Here is a 16,237-nt window from a genome sequence, read left to right as displayed (position 1 = left end):
GGGCGGACTGCGGAGAATCCGGAAGATCTCCTGCGCCGCCCGACCCCGCTGTGCTGCGGCGAAACGGCTCACCCGGGCGCGGAAACGGCCCGGCCGGACCGCCGTACCGCCCACCGGCCCGGTCGGGCCCGCCGCGGTACGACGGCCCGGCCGGGCCGCGCGTCGGGAGGGGTCAGCCGACCTTGCTGCGCAGGCGCGCGGCCTCGTACAGCACGATGCCCGCGGCGACGCCGGCGTTCAGCGACTCGGTGGCACCCGGCATCGGGATCCGCACGCGGATGTCACAGGTCTCCGAGACCAGCCGGGACAGGCCCTTGCCCTCGCTGCCCGCGACGATCACGACCGGACCGGCCAGCGCCTCCAGGTCACCGATCTCGGCCTCGCCGTCGGCGGCCAGGCCGACCACCATCACGCCGGCCTTCTGGTAGGCCTCCAGCGTCCGGGTCAGGTTGGTGGCCCGGGCGACGGGCAGCCGCGCCGCGGCACCGGAGGAGGTCTTCCAGGCACCGGCGGTCATGCCCGCCGCCCGGCGCTCGGGGATGACCACGCCGTGCGCGCCGAAGGCGGCGGCGGAGCGGACGACGGCGCCGAGGTTGCGCGAGTCGGTGACCCCGTCGAGCGCCATGATCAGCGCGTCCTCGCCGTTGTCCGCGGCCTGCGCCAGCAGGTCCTCGGGGTGCGCGTACTCGTACGGCGGGACCTGCAGCACCAGGCCCTGGTGGTTCATGTTGCCGGTCATCTGGTCCAGCTGCGGGCGCGGGGCCTCCATCAGCGGGATGCCCCGGTCGTTGGCGGCCTGGAAGGCGTCGCGCACCCGGTCGTCGGTGTCGATGAACTGCAGGACGTAGAGCGCGGTGGCCGGCACCCCGCCCTGCAGGGCCTCGACCACCGAGTTGCGGCCGAAGACCAGCTCCGCCGCGCCCGCACCGCCACGGCCGCCCTTGCCGCCACCGCCGGCCCGGCGCATGCCGGCCCGGGCCTTGGCGTCCCGCTCGCGCTTGACCGCGGCGTTGGCCGCGCGCTGCTTCGGGTGCCCCTTGCGCTCCGCGCCGGGGGGCGTCGGGCCCTTGCCCTGGAGCGCCTTCCGGCTGTGGCCGCCGGTACCGACACTCGCGCCCTTCTTCGACCCGGGGTTGCGGCGGTTCCTGCGTGCACTGTTGCCGGCCATGGCTGTACTTCCTGTCTGTCCGGCATGCCCGGCCGCACCGTGAACCCGGTGCCGGCCGACGACATGCGCTACGTCATGCGGGAGGGCCGCACCGGTTCGGTACGGCCCACCCTCACCCCATCGCTCGGATGGAGTTACTGGTTGTTGATCGTCCAGCGCGGGCCGGACGGGGTGTCCTCGATCGCCAGCCCGGCCTCGCCGAGCTGGTCACGGATGGCATCCGCGGTGGCGAAGTCCTTGCGGGTCCGGGCCGCCTGCCGCTGCTCCAGGACCAGCCTGACCAGCGAGTCGACGACCCCGTGGAGGTCCTCACCGTGCTCGGCCCCGGTCCACTGCGGGTCCAGCGGGTCGAGGCCCAGTACTCCGAGCATCGCACGGACCTCGGCCAGACGCGCCACCGCGTTCTCCTTGTCGTCCGCGGTGAGGGCGCTGTTGCCCTGCCGGACGGCGGTGTGCACGATGGCCAGCGCCTGGGGAACGCCCAGGTCGTCGTCCATCGCCTCGGCGAAGGCCGGCGGCACCTCGGGCGCCGCGTCGACCGCGCCGCAGCGCTCGACCACGCGCTGGACGAAGCCCTCGATCCGGCCGAAACCGGCCTCGGCCTCGCGCAGCGACTCCTCGCTGTACTCGATCATCGAGCGGTAGTGCGGGGCCGCCAGGTAGTACCGGAGCACGATCGGACGCCAGCGCTCGACCATCTCGGAGACCAGCACCGAGTTGCCGAGCGACTTGCTCATCTTCTCGCCGCTCATGGTGACCCAGGCGTTGTGCACCCAGAAGTTCGCGAAGTCGTCGCCGTACGCCTTGGACTGGGCGATCTCGTTCTCGTGGTGCGGGAAGATCAGGTCGATCCCGCCGCCGTGGATGTCGAAGGCCCGGCCCAGGTACTTGTGCGCCATCGCGGAGCACTCCAGGTGCCAGCCGGGACGGCCGCTGCCCCACGGGGTGTCCCAGCTCGGCTCACCGGGCTTGGCGGACTTCCACATCGCGAAGTCGCGCGGGTCGCGCTTGCCGGTCTCGCCCTCGCCCTCGGGCTGGCGCAGGTTCTCCAGCTTCTGGTTGGAGAGTTCGAGGTAGCCGGGGAAGGACTTCACGTCGAAGTAGACGTTTCCGTCCGACGCGTAGGCGTGCCCCTTCGCGATGAGCGTCCGCATCATCTCGATCATCTCGGGGATGTGCCCGGTGGCCCGCGGCTCGACGGTCGGCGGGAGGCAGCCGAGCGCCGCGTAGCCGTCGTTGAAGGCCCGCTCGTTGGCGTAGGCGATCTGCCACCACGGCGTGCCGAGCTGGCGCTCCTTGGCGATGACCTTGTCGTCGATGTCGGTGACGTTGCGCGCGAAGGTCACCTGGTAGCCGCGGTAGGCGAACCACCGCTGCATGATGTCGAAGTTGAGCCCGGACCGGATGTGCCCGATGTGTGGCGCCGACTGGACGGTAGCGCCGCACAGGTAGATCGAGACACAACCCGGTACAAGCGGGACGAAGTCGCGTACCTGGCGGGTGCTGGTGTCGTACAGGCGAATGCTCACAGCGTCAAGCGTAGTGGGCATGAGGGGGTGCCCCGCGACATTCTCGAATGTCAATACCGCGGCTACGCCGTTTCTTCTTCATGGCCTACCGGAGTCACCCGCTCCGCCTGGCTCTCTCAGAGGTTGCCGACCACCTTGCGCGGGCTGAGCCGGACCACCACCCGGACGTCCTCCGGGCCGTCGTAGCCGTAGGACTCCTCGCCGCGGTACTTGCGCGCCAGCTCGTCGATCAGCTCCTTGCCGCCCTCCCGGGTGAGGGTGGCCTCGCCGCGCAACTCCACGTAGGAGTAGGGGCTCTCCGGCGGGTTGACCACCAGCGAGATCCGCGGGTCCTTCAGCAGGTTGAGGTGCTTGCGGCGGCCCTCCACCGTGGAGAAGAGGACGTCGTCGCCGTCCCGCTTGACCCAGACCACCGAGGACTGGGGGCTGCCGTCGGGCTGGATGGTGGAGACCACGGCGAAGCTCTTGCCGTCGATCAGGGCCTTGGCCCGGTCGGAGAGCTGTGCGGCCATCGGGGACCTCTTCTCGTCAAGCGGCGTCGGACGGCCCGCAGTGAGCGGGCGGGCCTCGCTCGGCCCGCTCCGAACGGTAGCGACTCGGGCACCGGCCAAGGCTCCTGAACACCCGTCACGGGCCGGGTATTCCCGGCCCGGACCACCCGGACGGCCTACCGGCCGCCGCCACCGCTCCTACCGCCCCCGGGCCGCCCCTGCCGCTGTCCGGCGCTCCTGGTGCGGGACCCCGGGCCGCCCCGGGGTCAGCGGCGCTCGTACACCAGCGCGGTGGCGATCGCCGCGAGGCCCTCGGCCCGGCCGGTGAGGCCGAGGCCGTCCGTCGTCGTCCCGGAGACCGAGACCGGCGCGCCGACCGCCGCCGAGAGCGCGGCCTGCGCCTCGGCGCGCCGCTTGCCGATCTTCGGCCGGACACCGATCACCTGGACGGAGACGTTGCCGATCTCGAAACCGGCCTCGCGCACCAGCCGGGCCGCCTCGCCGAGCAGTCGGACGCCGGACGCGCCCGACCACTCCGGCCGGTCGGTGCCGAAGTGCGCGCCCAGGTCCCCGATCCCGGCGGCCGAGAACAGCGCGTCGCAGGAGGCGTGCGCGGCCACGTCGGCGTCGGAGTGCCCGGCCAGGCCGTACTCGGCGCCCGGCCACTCCAGGCCGGCCACCCAGAGCGGGCGCCCGGCCTCGAAGGCGTGCACATCGGTGCCGATCCCCACCCGGGGGATCAGCGGCGGCCGCGAGTCCGCAGCGGGCGGCGCCGGGGCGTGGGCGGTCGGCGCCGCGTCCTCGGCGCGCGGGCCGGAGGCCGTGGGATCAGTAGGCATCGGCGGCCCTCCGGCGGGCGAGAACGGCCTCGGCGAGCACGAGGTCCAGCGGACGGGTCACCTTGAACGCCTCCTCGTGGCCGGGCACCACCACCACCCGGCCGCCGAAGCGCTCCACCAGGCCGGCGTCGTCGGTGACCGCCGGCAGGGCGTCGGCCCCCGCGGCGGCCTCCTCGGCGAGCGCCTTCTCGTGCACCTCGGCCAGCGTCTCCCGGCGGAAGCCCTGCGGAGTCTGCACGGCCCGCAGGGTGGAACGGTCGGGCGTGTCGAGCACCGGCTCGGGACCACCCGGCCGCGGCTCGACCCGCTTCACCGTGTCGGTGAGCGGCACGGCGGGCACCACCGCCTCCGCCCCGCCGCGGACGGCGGCCGCGACGGCGTCCACCACCTCGACCGGCACGAGCGGACGCGCCGCGTCGTGCACCAGGACGATCTCCACCTCGGCCGGGATCGCGGCGAGGCCCAGCCGGACCGACTCCTGGCGGGTCGCCCCGCCCGGCACGACCCGGATGTCCTTGCCGTCCAGGCCGTGGGTGTCGAGCAGTCCGACCACCTCGGCCACGCCGTCGGCCGGCGCCGCGACCACGACCAGCCCGACCGCCCGGCTGCGGGTCAGCGCCCTGACGGCGTGCACCAGGAGCGGCACCCCGCCCAGCTCCCGCAGGGCCTTCGGGGCTCCGGGCCCCAGTCGCTCACCGCGTCCCGCGGCGGGCACCACCGCTGCTGCAACTGCTCCTGTGGCGTTCAGGTTTCACTCCTTCGGCGAAGTGGGTATGGCCATGGCGTGCACGACGGGCGCGCGGGACCCCTTCCGAAAGCTCCACGGTCTCCCGCCCACAGAACACGCAGAAACGGTCATGCGGGCCCGGGGCCGGCCGGCTCGGGTGCGGGGGCGTCGTCCGGACACGCCTCAGCGCCCGAAGTGCCACTGCACCACTCCAGGACGGTTCGTCCAGTGAGCGGCGCGCCGACATCGGGCGCTGTGAACGTGTGAGCGGTGGGCGCGAGCCCGACTGCGCTACGAGGCGAGCACCTCGTCGAGCAGCGTCTCCGCCTTGTCCTCGTTGGTGTTCTCGGCCAGCGCGAGCTCGCTGACGAGGATCTGGCGCGCCTTGGCGAGCATGCGCTTCTCACCGGCGGACAGACCGCGCTCGCGCTCGCGACGCCAGAGATCGCGCACAACCTCGGCGACCTTGATAACGTCACCCGAAGCGAGCTTCTCCAGGTTTGCCTTGTAGCGACGGGACCAGTTGGTCGGCTCTTCGGTGTACGGTGCGCGAAGCACCTCGAAGACCCGGTCCAGACCCTCCTGGCCGACTACATCGCGCACGCCGACGAACTCCGCGTTCTCGGCGGGCACCCGGAGCGTCAGGTCTCCCTGCTGCACCTTGAGGACCAGGTAGGTCTTGTCCACACCTTTGATCTGGCGAATTTCGATGGCCTCGATCAGCGCGGCCCCGTGATGGGGGTAGACCACCGTGTCGCCAACCTTGAACGTCATGTGACAGGACCCCTTCCGTGGCTTTCCAGAATAACACGCTTTTCGGCGCACCCGAAGGGCGTTTTCGCAGGTCAGGGCCGGTCTCGGGGCTTGACAAGGACCCCCATGACGTGCTGCGGGCCGCCTTCGGCGCGGGCTTCCCGCAGGTCGGAGGCGGTTCCGGTACCTCCCGAAACCTGCGGCAACACTCCTGAAACCGTGATTGGATCTTGAGATTTCACCGTTTATCGGGCCGTTTCCCGATCGTGATCCGATCTTGGTCGACACTTGACCAGGACACGCCGGTGTGTTGCCACGAGTACGGCGCCGGGTCGCGGCCGAGGTCGGAGCCGTACCGCCGTCCGGGCCCGGGCCGTTGCCGGTGCCGGGCGCGAGGCCCCGCCGACGCCGCTCCGCCGGTCGTCTCCGGGCGTGGCGGGGTGCCGCCGTCCGGGCGCCGGGCGGACTCCCGGAGCGCGACACGGGGACCACCCCGTGAGGAGCGCATAAGCGAGGTCGATAATCTGAGGCCTGACCACCCGACATGTGACCTAGGAGAAGCCGCCGCCGTGAGCCGCAGCATTCGAGTCGGCAGCATCGCCGCCATCGCCGCCCTCGCCATCGCCTCGCTGTCGTCCTGCTCGGCCGGCAACAAGGCGGAGACTCTGGAGATCAAGCCCGACAACGCCTACGCGACCGTCGGCACCGACCTCCGGCTGAACAACATCGTTGTCATCACCGGGGACGAGTCCTCCGGCGAGCACACCGGTCCGGCCAACGTGTCGGTGAACATCAGCAACACCGGGACGGAGCCCGTCGAGCTCCAGTCCATCGTCGTGGGCGACGGCGGGGCCGCCGCCTTCGCCGACGAGAAGGGCGCCCCGCTGGGCAGCATCGTCGTCCCGGCCGGCGGCGCCGTGCTGATCGGCGGCGAGGGCAACCCCTCCGCCAAGGTCGCCTCGGCCAGCGTCCACGTCGGTGGCTTCGTGCCTACCGCCTTCGCCTTCAAGAACGGCGAGAAGGTCGCGACCGAGGCCGCGGTCAGCCCGAACAAGGGTCTGTACAAGGGCTGGGGCCCGACCGCCTCCCCCGCCGCCGTGCCGTCCAAGGCCGCCGGCTCGCCCAGCGCCTCGGCCGGTGCCGCCACCCCCTCGGGCACCGCCACCCCCTCCGGTACCGCGGCCGGCACCGGTGCGGCCACTCCGGCCGGCACCGCCTCGCCGACCGCCGGCTCCCACTGACCCGCCGCCTCCGGTGCCCGGTCCCGCGAACGCGGGGTCCGGGCACCGCGGAGGCGGACACGCGGAGGGCCGGCCGGGCTCGGTCGCGCACGCGAAGGACCCCTCCGGGCGGCTGCCCGGAGGGGTCCTTCGTGGGTCCGCCCGGTCCGCGCCGGCGGAGCGGGCCGCTCTACTGAGCCGCTCACCCGCCCCCGGCACGGAGGTCCCGGTCGTCCGGTCTACGGCTCGAACTTGTAGCCGAGGCCACGGACCGTGACCAGGTAGCGCGGCGCGCCCGGGTCCGGCTCGATCTTCGCCCGCAGGCGCTTCACGTGGACGTCGAGCGTCTTGGTGTCACCGACGTAGTCGGCGCCCCAGACCCGGTCGATCAGCTGCATCCGGGTGAGCACCCGGCCCGCGTTGCGCAGCAGCATCTCCAGCAGGTCGAACTCCTTGAGCGGGAGGTCGACCTTGGCGCCGTCGACGGTCACCACGTGGCGGTCGACGTCCATCCGGACCGGGCCCGCCTCCAGCGCGCCCGGGCCGCCACCGTCGCCGGGGCCCTCGGCCTCGCCGCGCCGGCGCAGCACCGCACGGATCCGGGCCACCAGCTCACGGGTGGAGTAGGGCTTGGTCACGTAGTCGTCCGCACCTATCTCCAGGCCGACGACCTTGTCGATCTCGCTGTCCTTGGCGGTGACCATGATCACCGGGACGTTCGAGCGCACCCGGAGCTGGCGGCAGACCTCGGTGCCGGGCAGGCCCGGCAGCATCAGGTCGAGCAGGACGAGATCGGCGCCGTTCCGTTCGAACTGCTCCAGGGCGTCGGGGCCGGTGGCGGCGATGGCCACCTCGAAGCCCTCCTTGCGGAGCATGTACGAGAGAGCGTCGCTGAACGACTCCTCGTCCTCGACCACCAGTACTCGGGTCACGATCAGGCCTCCGGGGCAAGCTGGGGGGTTGTGTCTGACAGGGGTTGCGCGGACTCCCCGGCGGGGAGCGTGTGGTCCTCGGGGGCCTGCCCGGCGGGCAGGCGCACGGTGAAGGTGGAGCCCTGGCCCTCGACGCTCCACACCGAGACGGTGCCGCCGTGCGAGGCGGCCACGTGCTTGACGATGGAGAGGCCGAGGCCGGTGCCGCCGGTCGCCCGGGACCGGGCCGGGTCGACCCGGTAGAACCGTTCGAACACCCGCTCGCGGTCCTTCTCGGAGATGCCGATGCCCTGGTCGGTCACCGAGATCTCGATCAGCTCGCCGTCGGCCTCGCCGAGGGCGGCGGCACTGGAGATCCGGCGGGTGGCGATCGCGACCCTGGTCCTCGGCGGGCTGTAGTTCACGGCGTTCTCGACCAGGTTGCCGAGCGCCGCGGCCAGCTGGCCGCGGTGACCGTGCAGGTAGAGACCGGCGATGCCGCCGGCCGCGATCAGGATCTGCTTGGCGGCGGCCTGCTGGCGGCAGCGGTCGATCGCCTCCGCGATCAGCTCGTCCACCGCGACCGGCTCCGGGTCGACCATCAGCCGGTCGTCCTGGACCCGGGAGAGGTCGATGATCTCCTGGACCAGGCTGGCCAGCCTGGTCGCCTCGATCTGCATCCGGCCGGCGAAGCGCTGCACCGCCTCCGGGTCGTCGGACGCGTCGGCGACCGCCTCGGAAAGCAGCGAGAGCGCGCCGACCGGGGTCTTGAGTTCGTGGCTGACGTTGGCGACGAAGTCGCGGCGGACCGCCTCGACCCGGCGGCGGTCGGTCTGGTCCTCGACCAGGACCAGGACCAGCCGGGAGCCCAGCGGGGCGACCCGGACCGACACGGCGAGCGGCTCGGCGGCCCGCGCCGCGCCGGGGCGGGGCACCTCAAGCTCGACCTGGCGGATCTCACCGTCCCGGCGGGTGGCCCGGGCCAGCGAGAGCATCTGGTCGATGGCGACCGCGCCGCCGCGCACCAGTCCCATCGCGTACGCCGCGGAGCTGGCCTTGACCACCTCGTCGCCCTCGCCGAGCACGATCGCGCAGGAGCGCAGCACGGAGAGGACGGTGTCGACCCCCGGGGGAAGGGGAGGTTCATGGGTGGGGTTGTTGAGCCCCTGCTGTCGGGTTCTGCCGTTGGTGCCGCCGTATCTGCCCTTGGCCTGTTCGCGCTCGCTCCAACGGAAGGCGATGGAGGCCGTGAGGCCGACGCCGAGCCCGGCTATGGCGCAGGCAGCGGCGGCGGCCACGTTCACGTCCATACCGCCAGCCTAAGCGCATGACGTGGCCACTCCTCCAGGGTCGGATCAAGGGATCGGCCGCCCGTTGCCGAGAATTCACCTCCACGTAGCTGCCGATTCACCGCACGGGTCGTGCGTGGTCGCCCGGGCGGCCCAGAGTTGGTCACGCAGCCCGTGTGGGAAGGAACGGTGGATCGAACGCCTGTCCGTCGTCCCCGGTGCGCGCGTACGATGCGCGCCACCAGCAGCGGTCATTCGTACGCCCTACCGACGGTCGTACGGGATGACCGGTCGGCACCGCCACCGACACAGCTACTGAGGAGAGAGCATGCGCGACGCGTACCACGAGGAACTCGACTCGATCGGCGACAGCCTGATCGAGATGGCCCGGCTGGTCGGCTCGGCCCTTGGCCGGGCCACCACCGCGCTCCTCGACGCGGACCTGGCGCTGGCGGAGAGCGTGATCGCCGCCGACGAGAGGATCAACAACCTGCACCACGAGCTGGAGAACCGGGCGATCGACCTGCTCGCCCGCCAGCAGCCGGTCGCCACCGACCTGCGCATCGTCGTCACCTCGCTGCGGATGAGCGCCGACCTGGAGCGCTGCGGCGACCTGGCCCGGCACGTGGCCAAGGTCGCGCGGCTGCGCTACCCCGAGTCGGCGGTGCCGAGCGACCTGCACGCGACCGTCCTGGAGATGGGCCAGCTCGCCCAGCGGCTGGTGGCCAAGGCCGGCCTGGTGATCGCCACCAAGGACGTCGACAAGGCGCTGGAGCTGGAGCAGGACGACGACGCGATCGACGCGCTGCACCGCGACCTGTTCGCGCACCTGATCGACGACCGCTGGCAGCACGGGATCGAGACCGCGGTCGACGTCACGCTGGTCGGCCGCTACTACGAGCGCTTCGCGGACCACGCGGTCTCGGTGGCCAAGCGCGTGGTGTACCTGGTGACCGGCGAGCACGTGGGCGAGTTCATCGCCTCCTCGGAGGCCGCCGGGGAGTGACCCCGGTACGGCACGGCGCCCCCGGAGGCAGGGTCGGTCCCGCCGCCGGGGGCGGCGCCGTGTCCGCTCCGGGCACCGTGGTCTCCGCTCCGGGCGGTGGGCCGGCCCTGTCCCGGACGGGTGGGTCGCCGCTGGTCGGGGTGGGTGGACCGGCTCCGCCGGTGGCGGGCCGGGGCTCCCACGGGCCGGCGGCGCTCACTCCGCGGGGTGAGTAAACCTCGAACAGGGGTGGTGAGGGCGCACGGCTTCTCGGATCGCCCACCACCGCGCGCCCGTTGACGCCCCGTCCGATCGGCGGTTTCACTCGATGCCGTAGGCACCGAAGTGTGCCCGTCACAAGGAGGGTTCCAGCGCGATGAAGGCAAACCCGACCCGACCGGCACCGGCCCACGAGATCGTCGAGCCGCCCGCCCCGAAGCTGCTGCCCGTCCTCGCGGCCGGCTGCGGCTGTGGTCCGGGCTGCGGCTGCGGCTGCCAGTCCGGCGCCCCCTGCCAATGCGGCGGGGTCAGCGGCGGCTGCTGCGGCCACTGAGAACCGCCGCGCCCGGCGAAGCCCCGTGGTGCACGGCCGCCGTGGGAGACGGTCGTGCACCCCGGTCACCGGGTCGGAGTCCTCCGGCCGCCCGACCGCTCGCTCGCGGCGTGCGGCGCGTGGCGTCCAGCGTGCCGCGCGCTGATCAGAACAGGACGTCGGTGCAGGAGTAGAAGGCGTTGCCGGTGTCGGCGATCTCCCAGACCGCCACGACCACCTGGTGCCCGGTCCGGCCGCTCGGGATCGTCGCGGTGTGGCTGAGCGTGCTCGGCACCTGGGTGCCGTTGTACGGGACGGTCAGGAACGGCGTCAGCTCCAGACCGGCCCGGGTGACCTTCTGGCCCGCGTTGTAGCCGGCCTTGGTCAGGTAGTACTTGAAGTTCGCGGTCGCGTGCCGGGCGGTGAACTTCCAGGTGAAGGTGAGCCGCTGCCCCGCCGCCACCTTGGTGGTGGGCCAGGCACCGCCGCGCGGGTCGTCCAGCTCGGCGAACCGGCTGTTGCCGCCGGCGCAGATGGTGCCGTCGGCCGGCCCGGCGCCAGGGAAGCCCTTCGACCCCTCGACACTCTGCGGCTCCCAGCGGATCGCACCGCAGTCGGTGACCGTACCCGCCCCGCAGAGCGCGGCCCGGCTGGGCGGGGTGGAGATGTAGCCGTGCGACTGCGCCGGCAGGGCGACGGTGAGCGGAACCGCGAGCGCGGCGACGGCCGCTCCCACGAGATGACGTGTGCGCATGGTGCTCCTCCGTGGGGGTGGATGGAGAGTGCGCCGGGCACAGACGCGCGCGCCTGGGGGTGCGGCGGCCATGGAAGATCCGTTGGCATGCCTGTGCCAGGACAGTGCTCACACGGTAGGAGCCCCCACGGCGACCGTCAATGGTCTGAACCACCTTCGCCACACACCGAACCCCCTTGCCGCGCAGGAGGATTGGCCGTGCAGCCGAAACGACGACGGCCCCGCCTCCCGGAGCGGGAGGCGGGGCCGTACCGGCAAGTGGGTTACTTCTTGCCCTGGTTCTTGACGGCCTCGATGGCGGCCGCGGCGGCGTCCGCGTCGAGGTAGCGGCCGCCCTTGGCGACCGGCTTGAAGTCGGCGTCCAGCTCGTAGACCAGGGGGATGCCGGTCGGGATGTTGAGGCCGGCGATGTCCTCGTCGGAGATGCCGTCGAGGTGCTTCACCAGCGCGCGCAGGCTGTTGCCGTGGGCGGTGACCAGGACGGTCTTGCCGGCGGCGAGGTCCGGGACGATGGCGTCGTACCAGTACGGGAGCATCCGGTCGACGACGTCCTTGAGGCACTCCGTGTTCGGGCGCAGCTCGCTCGGGATGTCGGCGTAGCGGGCGTCACCGGCCTGCGAGTACTCGGCGTCGTCGGCCAGCGCCGGCGGCGGGGTGTCGTACGAGCGGCGCCACAGCTGGAACTGCTCCTCGCCGAACTCGGCCAGGGTCTGGGCCTTGTCCTTGCCCTGGAGGGCGCCGTAGTGGCGCTCGTTCAGACGCCAGCTGCGGCTGACCGGGATCCAGTGGCGGTCGGCCTTGTCCAGGGCGATCTGCGAGGTGCGGATCGCGCGGCGCAGCAGCGAGGTGTGCAGCACGTCGGGGAGCAGGCCCTCGGCGGCGAGGAGCTCGCCGCCACGCGCGGCCTCCTTCTCGCCCTTCTCGTTGAGGTCGACGTCGACCCAACCGGTGAACAGGTTCTTCTGGTTCCACTGGCTCTCGCCGTGGCGGAGGAGGATGAGTCGGTACGTCGTGTCAGCCATGGCCCCCAGCTTAATGGAGGCGTTTAAACGGCTGGTCGGGGCCCGCCCCCATGTGTAATGTGTGCTTCGCGCTAGTGACACTTACCTCGCCGCAGCGCGGACATGCCGGTCCGCTCAGCGGAACGCCTGCCGCCCGGGAGCCCTCAGATGCCCGCTTCGCCCCTTCCTGCCCGAATTCGAAGAGTCGCGAGCGAAACGGTGGGCGGACTGCCCCGGCAGTTCTGGTGGCTCTGGACGTCGACCCTGATCAACAAGCTCGGCGCGTTCGTCGTGACGTTCCTGGCGCTCTACCTGACGACCGACCGAGGGTACTCGGCCGCGTACGCGGGTCTCGTCGCCTCGCTGTTCGGCCTGGGCTCGGCCATCGCCTCGATCGTCGCCGGCGTGCTGACCGACCGGATCGGCCGGCGCCCGACGCTGGTCGCCGCACAGCTCGGCACCGCGCTGTTCACAGCGGTGCTGGGCTTCACCGACGGCCAGGTGGCGATCGCCGCGGTCGCCTTCCTGGTCGGCTTCTGCAACAACGCCACCCGCCCGGCCACCTCGGCGATCATCGCCGACATCGTGCCGGCCGCGGACCGGGTCCGGGCCTACTCGCTGAACTACTGGGCGATCAACATCGGCTTCGGCCTCTCCGCGGCCGCCGCCGGCCTGATCGCCACGCACGGCTACCTCACGCTCTTCCTGCTGGACGCACTCTCCACGCTGGTCTGCGCGGTGGTGATCTTCGTCCGGATTCCCGAGACGAAGCCGGACACCCCGGCCGCCCGGGTCGACCAGCCCGCGGTCGGCCTCGGCACGGTCTTCCGGGACAGCCGGTTCATGGCGGTCGTGGGACTCAACCTGCTGCTCGCGCTGGTCGCCCAGCAGGGCAGCACCACGCTCGCCGTGGACATGGGCCGCAACGGCATCACCTCGACCCAGTACGGCCTGGTCATCGGCCTCAACGGCCTGCTGATCGTGGTGCTGCAGATCCCGCTCACCCGGTGGATGGAGGGCCGCAACCGGACGGCGCTCCTGGTCGCCAGCGCGCTGTTCATCGGCTGGGGCTTCGGGCTGACCATGCTCGCCGGGTCCTCCGCGTGGTTCTACGCGTTCACGGTGGCGGTCTGGACGATCGGCGAGATCCTGAACGCGCCGACCATGATGGGCCTGGTCGCCGAGCTGTCACCGACCCACGCCCGGGGCCGCTACCAGGGCGTCTACTCGCTGTCCTGGTCGCTCGCCTCGTTCCTCGGCCCGGCGGTCGGCGGGGTGCTGCTGGAGCGGGCCGGGAGCACGGCGGTGTGGGGCGCCTGTGCGGCCTGCGGCACCGTCGCGGCGGCGGGGTACGTCCTGCTCGGGCGGCGCCCGGGCGCCGCCACGGCCGCCGCTCCGGCGAAGCGGACGCCGGTGGTCGAGGCGTCAGCGGTCGAGGCGTCAGCGGTCGAGGCGTCGGCGGTCGAGCTGCCTGTGGTCGACCTGTCGGGGGTGGAGCCGTCGGCCAACGCGGCGTCGACGAAGGTGCCGACCGCGAAGGCGGCGACGGCGAAGGCCCCGGTCGGCCGCTGAGGCGGAGCGTCCCGGAGCCCCGCCGGTCCGGGGCGCTACTGCTGCGCCGTCCGCGCGGCCAGGTGGGCGAAGGCGGCCAGGTTGCGGGTGGACTCCCCGCGCTTGGTGCGCCACTCCCACTCGCGCCGGATCGCCGAGGCGAAGCCCAGCTCCAGCAGCGTGTTGAACGGCTCGTCGGCGCTCTCCAGCACCGTCCCGAGCAGCCGGTCGACGGAGTCCCCGGTGAGCGCCTCCAGCGGCAGCCTGCCGGCCAGGTAGACGTCGCCGAGCGCGTCGATCGCGTAGGCGACGCCGTACATCCGGGTGTTGCGCTCCAGCAGCCAGCGGTAGACGGCCTCGTGGTTCTCGTCGGGCCGGCGGATCACGAAGGCGTTCACCGAGAGCGTGTGGTCGCCGACCCGCAGGGCGCAGGTGGTGCTCAGCTTGCGAGTTCCCGGGAGGGTCGCCACCAGGGTGTACGGGTCGGTGGTGGCCGGCTCCCAGCCGACCCCGGCGTCGTCCAGGGCGGTACGCAGGAGGGTGAGGGCCTCGTCCTTGGTGCGGATTGCCATGGGGGTGACGTTACTCGGCGGTACCGGTGGCGCGCAGCAGCGCAGCTGCGGCGGCTCCGTGACTCCCGGCCCGGGCGGGAGCCGGGACGGCTCGGAGCCGCTCGGCCCCGACCCCGTACCTCCGCCGACCGGCCCCGGCGGCCGCCCCGGCTCAGGCCAGTCGCAGCCGGGATCCGGTGAGCCGGCCGGCCGGGCGGGCCAGGCTGCCGGCGTACACCTCGGCGGTGGTCGCCGCCGCGGTGTCCCAGCCGAACCCGGCGGCGTGCCGGGCCGCCGCCTCGCCGCGCCGGGCGACCAGCGCCGGTTCGGTGACGTACGGCTCCAGCGCGTGTGCCCAGGCGAGCGGATCGTGGCCGTGGACCAGCGTGCCCGTCACGCCGTCGCGGACGGCGACCGGCAGACCGCCGACCGCCGCGGCCACCACCGGCGTCCCACAGGCCTGCGCCTCCAGCGCGACCAGCCCGAAGGACTCGCTGTACGAGGGCATCACCAGCGCCGTGGCCGCGCGGTACCACTCGGCGAGCAGGTCCTGGCCGACCGGCCGGTGGAACCGGACGACGTCGCCGATGCCCAGCTGGGCGGCGAGCTTGTGCAGGCTCTCCGGCTTGGCCAGCCCGGTGCCGGACGGACCGCCGACCACCGGGACCACCAGCCGCTCGCGCAGCTCGGGCCGCGCCTCCAGCAGCGCGGCGACCGCCCGGAGCAGCACGTCCGGCGCCTTCAGCGGCTGTATCCGACCGGCGAACAGCAGCACGGCGGCGTCCTGCGGCAGGCCCAGCCGGGCCCGCGCGGCGGCCCGCGCGTCCGGGGCGCCGGGGCGGAAGACGTCCAGGTTGACGCCCGGGTGGACGACGGCGAGCTGGTCGGGCCGGGCCGCGTAGTGCAGCGCCAGCTCGGCGGCCTCCTCGGTGGTGTTGGCGATCAGCCGGTCGGCGGCCTCCACCACCTGCGTCTCACCGATCACCCGGGCGGCCGGCTCGGGGGTGTCGCCCTCCGCCAGCGCGGCGTTCTTGACCTTCGCCATGGTGTGCATGGTGTGCACCAGCGGCACGCCCCAGCGCTGGGCGGCCAGCCAGCCGACCTGGCCGGACAGCCAGTAGTGCGAGTGCACCAGGTCGTAGTGGCCGGGGCGGTGGCCGGCCTCGGTGCGCAGCACGCCGTGGGTGAAGGCGCAGAGCTGGGCCGGCAGGTCCTCCTTCACCAGGCCCTCGTACGGGCCGGCGGTGACGTGGCGCACCAGGACGCCGGGGGCCAGCTCGACGGTGGGCGCGTCGTCCGAGCAGATCGCCCGGGTGAAGACCTCCACCTCGATGTCGAGCTCGGCGAGGCGCTTGGCCAGCTCCACGATGTAGACGTTCATTCCGCCCGCGTCACCGGTACCGGGCTGGTGCAGCGGGGAGGTGTGGACGCTGAGCATGGCGATCCGGCGCGGACGGCGCTGGCGGCCCGGGACGAGCGACTGGAGCCGGCTCCGCACGGGCGGGGTCGGCTGGGCACGGCGTACCGGACGGACGGGGTGCTGGATCACCTGGCTGAAGCCTCCTCTGAGCTGCCCGTCTCTGCAGCCTGCTTGCCTGCTGTTCGGTGTGTGCGCGGCCGCCCACGCCGTACCGCCGCGTCACGGGATGTGGCGCGGCGGTGTGCCGCCCCGTCCGGGCGCACATCACCACCAGTGTGCCAACCACGTGGTCATCGACCGGCATTCCCGTCCCGGCCCATGAGATGGCCCACGGACGGGAACCCGGGCGGCGGGCGGGGGTGCGCGGTGGTGCCGGGAGGCGGCCGGGCGGGCCGCCGCGCCGGGGCGGAGCGGAGCGCAGGGGTCGTCGGAAGGCTTCAGGAGGTGCGGCGGGGGCGCGTGACTCGCCGCGCGGGCGTGTGTCGGGCGGCCGGCGCGGACCGTCCGGGCCGGGTC

General features: G+C 72.8%; 16 protein-coding genes. 4 read left to right on the top strand and 12 right to left on the bottom strand.

Translation table 11 applies throughout. The features are described from left to right. Positions 1-172: 172 nt before the first annotated feature. From rlmB to ACZ4UX_RS02460, 6 genes are all read right to left on the bottom strand, one after another. Entirely contained in the window at positions 173-1,168 is a 996-nt protein-coding gene (gene rlmB / locus ACZ4UX_RS02485; protein WP_352286100.1) for a 23S rRNA (guanosine(2251)-2'-O)-methyltransferase RlmB, read from the bottom strand. A gap of 134 nt (positions 1,169-1,302) precedes the next feature. Continuing rightward, positions 1,303-2,697: a cysteine--tRNA ligase gene (gene cysS, locus ACZ4UX_RS02480; RefSeq protein ID WP_465705077.1), complete on the bottom strand. Its 1,395-nt coding sequence runs from the start codon at positions 2,695-2,697 to the stop codon at positions 1,303-1,305. A gap of 116 nt (positions 2,698-2,813) precedes the next feature. Continuing rightward, positions 2,814-3,209 carry a PPOX class F420-dependent oxidoreductase gene (locus tag ACZ4UX_RS02475; RefSeq protein ID WP_329488383.1) on the bottom strand — a complete coding sequence of 132 codons (396 nt, stop codon included), beginning with the start codon at positions 3,207-3,209 and terminating at the stop codon, positions 2,814-2,816. A 245-nt stretch (positions 3,210-3,454) separates the two neighbouring features. Continuing rightward, the gene (gene ispF / locus ACZ4UX_RS02470) at positions 3,455-4,027 is read right to left on the bottom strand and encodes a 2-C-methyl-D-erythritol 2,4-cyclodiphosphate synthase (protein ID WP_329488384.1); all 573 of its coding nucleotides are present in this window, start codon (positions 4,025-4,027) and stop codon (positions 3,455-3,457) included. After that, positions 4,017-4,775, bottom strand: coding sequence for a 2-C-methyl-D-erythritol 4-phosphate cytidylyltransferase (gene ispD, locus ACZ4UX_RS02465; RefSeq protein WP_465705403.1), 759 nt, complete (start codon positions 4,773-4,775; stop codon positions 4,017-4,019). Before ispD ends, ispF begins: the two co-directional genes overlap by 11 nt. A 270-nt stretch (positions 4,776-5,045) precedes the next feature. Beyond that, positions 5,046-5,528: a CarD family transcriptional regulator gene (locus ACZ4UX_RS02460; protein WP_030244332.1), complete on the bottom strand. Its 483-nt coding sequence runs from the start codon at positions 5,526-5,528 to the stop codon at positions 5,046-5,048. Positions 5,529-6,076: 548 nt separating this feature from the next. Between ACZ4UX_RS02460 and ACZ4UX_RS02455 the strand changes: the two genes are divergently transcribed. Beyond that, the gene (locus tag ACZ4UX_RS02455; protein WP_465705076.1) at positions 6,077-6,748 is read left to right on the top strand and encodes a DUF461 domain-containing protein; all 672 of its coding nucleotides are present in this window, start codon (positions 6,077-6,079) and stop codon (positions 6,746-6,748) included. A 218-nt stretch (positions 6,749-6,966) separates the two neighbouring features. Here the strand turns inward: ACZ4UX_RS02455 and phoP are convergent, their stop codons facing one another. Together phoP and ACZ4UX_RS02445 are read right to left on the bottom strand one after the other, a co-directional pair. Continuing rightward, positions 6,967-7,659: a two-component system response regulator PhoP gene (gene phoP / locus ACZ4UX_RS02450; RefSeq protein ID WP_238863613.1), complete on the bottom strand. Its 693-nt coding sequence runs from the start codon at positions 7,657-7,659 to the stop codon at positions 6,967-6,969. A 2-nt stretch (positions 7,660-7,661) separates the two neighbouring features. Further along, entirely contained in the window at positions 7,662-8,948 is a 1,287-nt protein-coding gene (locus tag ACZ4UX_RS02445) for a sensor histidine kinase (RefSeq protein WP_329488388.1), read from the bottom strand. Positions 8,949-9,255: 307 nt separating this feature from the next. On the opposite strand from ACZ4UX_RS02445, the gene phoU reads away from it, so the two are divergent. Further along, positions 9,256-9,933 carry a phosphate signaling complex protein PhoU gene (gene phoU, locus ACZ4UX_RS02440; RefSeq protein WP_465705074.1) on the top strand — a complete coding sequence of 226 codons (678 nt, stop codon included), beginning with the start codon at positions 9,256-9,258 and terminating at the stop codon, positions 9,931-9,933. A gap of 355 nt (positions 9,934-10,288) precedes the next feature. Further along, positions 10,289-10,465, top strand: a complete 177-nt coding sequence (locus tag ACZ4UX_RS02435; RefSeq protein ID WP_329488390.1) for a hypothetical protein — start codon at positions 10,289-10,291, stop codon at positions 10,463-10,465. A 145-nt stretch (positions 10,466-10,610) separates the two neighbouring features. On the opposite strand, the gene ACZ4UX_RS02430 is transcribed toward ACZ4UX_RS02435, so the two are convergent. Together ACZ4UX_RS02430 and ACZ4UX_RS02425 are read right to left on the bottom strand one after the other, a co-directional pair. Continuing rightward, positions 10,611-11,198, bottom strand: a complete 588-nt coding sequence (locus tag ACZ4UX_RS02430) for a lytic polysaccharide monooxygenase (RefSeq protein WP_352286093.1) — start codon at positions 11,196-11,198, stop codon at positions 10,611-10,613. 263 nt (positions 11,199-11,461) lie between these two features. Continuing rightward, entirely contained in the window at positions 11,462-12,220 is a 759-nt protein-coding gene (locus ACZ4UX_RS02425; protein WP_329488392.1) for a phosphoglyceromutase, read from the bottom strand. Positions 12,221-12,367: 147 nt separating this feature from the next. Here ACZ4UX_RS02425 and ACZ4UX_RS02420 point away from each other — a divergent pair, with 147 nt between their 5' ends. Then, positions 12,368-13,771: an MDR family MFS transporter gene (locus ACZ4UX_RS02420; RefSeq protein ID WP_465705072.1), complete on the top strand. Its 1,404-nt coding sequence runs from the start codon at positions 12,368-12,370 to the stop codon at positions 13,769-13,771. A 35-nt stretch (positions 13,772-13,806) separates the two neighbouring features. Here the strand turns inward: ACZ4UX_RS02420 and ACZ4UX_RS02415 are convergent, their stop codons facing one another. Then, complete coding sequence (locus tag ACZ4UX_RS02415) at positions 13,807-14,322, bottom strand: type III secretion system chaperone family protein (protein ID WP_465705070.1); 516 nt, start codon at positions 14,320-14,322, stop codon at positions 13,807-13,809. 151 nt (positions 14,323-14,473) lie between these two features. After that, on the bottom strand, positions 14,474-15,850 hold the full coding sequence (mshA, locus tag ACZ4UX_RS02410; protein ID WP_380383288.1) for a D-inositol-3-phosphate glycosyltransferase: 1,377 nt from the start codon (positions 15,848-15,850) through the stop codon (positions 14,474-14,476). Positions 15,851-16,237 lie beyond the last annotated feature (387 nt).

This window comes from Kitasatospora sp. NPDC028961, from assembly GCF_055564815.1.
Note: the sequence above shows the minus strand (reverse complement) of the source record. Positions and strands in the feature narration are given on the sequence as shown.

Bases quoted from the DNA above. Each gene is read 5' to 3' on its own strand.
- ACZ4UX_RS02445 (WP_329488388.1), bottom strand. From the start codon at position 8,948: ATGGACGTGAACGTGGCCGCCGCCGCTGCCTGCGCCATAGCCGGGCTC.
- ACZ4UX_RS02420 (WP_465705072.1), top strand. From the start codon at position 12,368: ATGCCCGCTTCGCCCCTTCCTGCCCGAATTCGAAGAGTCGCGAGCGAA.
- ACZ4UX_RS02425 (WP_329488392.1), bottom strand. From the start codon at position 12,220: ATGGCTGACACGACGTACCGACTCATCCTCCTCCGCCACGGCGAGAGC.
- ACZ4UX_RS02475 (WP_329488383.1), bottom strand. From the start codon at position 3,209: ATGGCCGCACAGCTCTCCGACCGGGCCAAGGCCCTGATCGACGGCAAG.
- ACZ4UX_RS02430 (WP_352286093.1), bottom strand. From the start codon at position 11,198: ATGCGCACACGTCATCTCGTGGGAGCGGCCGTCGCCGCGCTCGCGGTT.
- ACZ4UX_RS02435 (WP_329488390.1), top strand. From the start codon at position 10,289: ATGAAGGCAAACCCGACCCGACCGGCACCGGCCCACGAGATCGTCGAG.
- ACZ4UX_RS02460 (WP_030244332.1), bottom strand. From the start codon at position 5,528: ATGACGTTCAAGGTTGGCGACACGGTGGTCTACCCCCATCACGGGGCC.
- ACZ4UX_RS02415 (WP_465705070.1), bottom strand. From the start codon at position 14,322: ATGGCAATCCGCACCAAGGACGAGGCCCTCACCCTCCTGCGTACCGCC.
- rlmB (WP_352286100.1), bottom strand. From the start codon at position 1,168: ATGGCCGGCAACAGTGCACGCAGGAACCGCCGCAACCCCGGGTCGAAG.
- ispF (WP_329488384.1), bottom strand. From the start codon at position 4,027: ATGCCTACTGATCCCACGGCCTCCGGCCCGCGCGCCGAGGACGCGGCG.
- phoU (WP_465705074.1), top strand. From the start codon at position 9,256: ATGCGCGACGCGTACCACGAGGAACTCGACTCGATCGGCGACAGCCTG.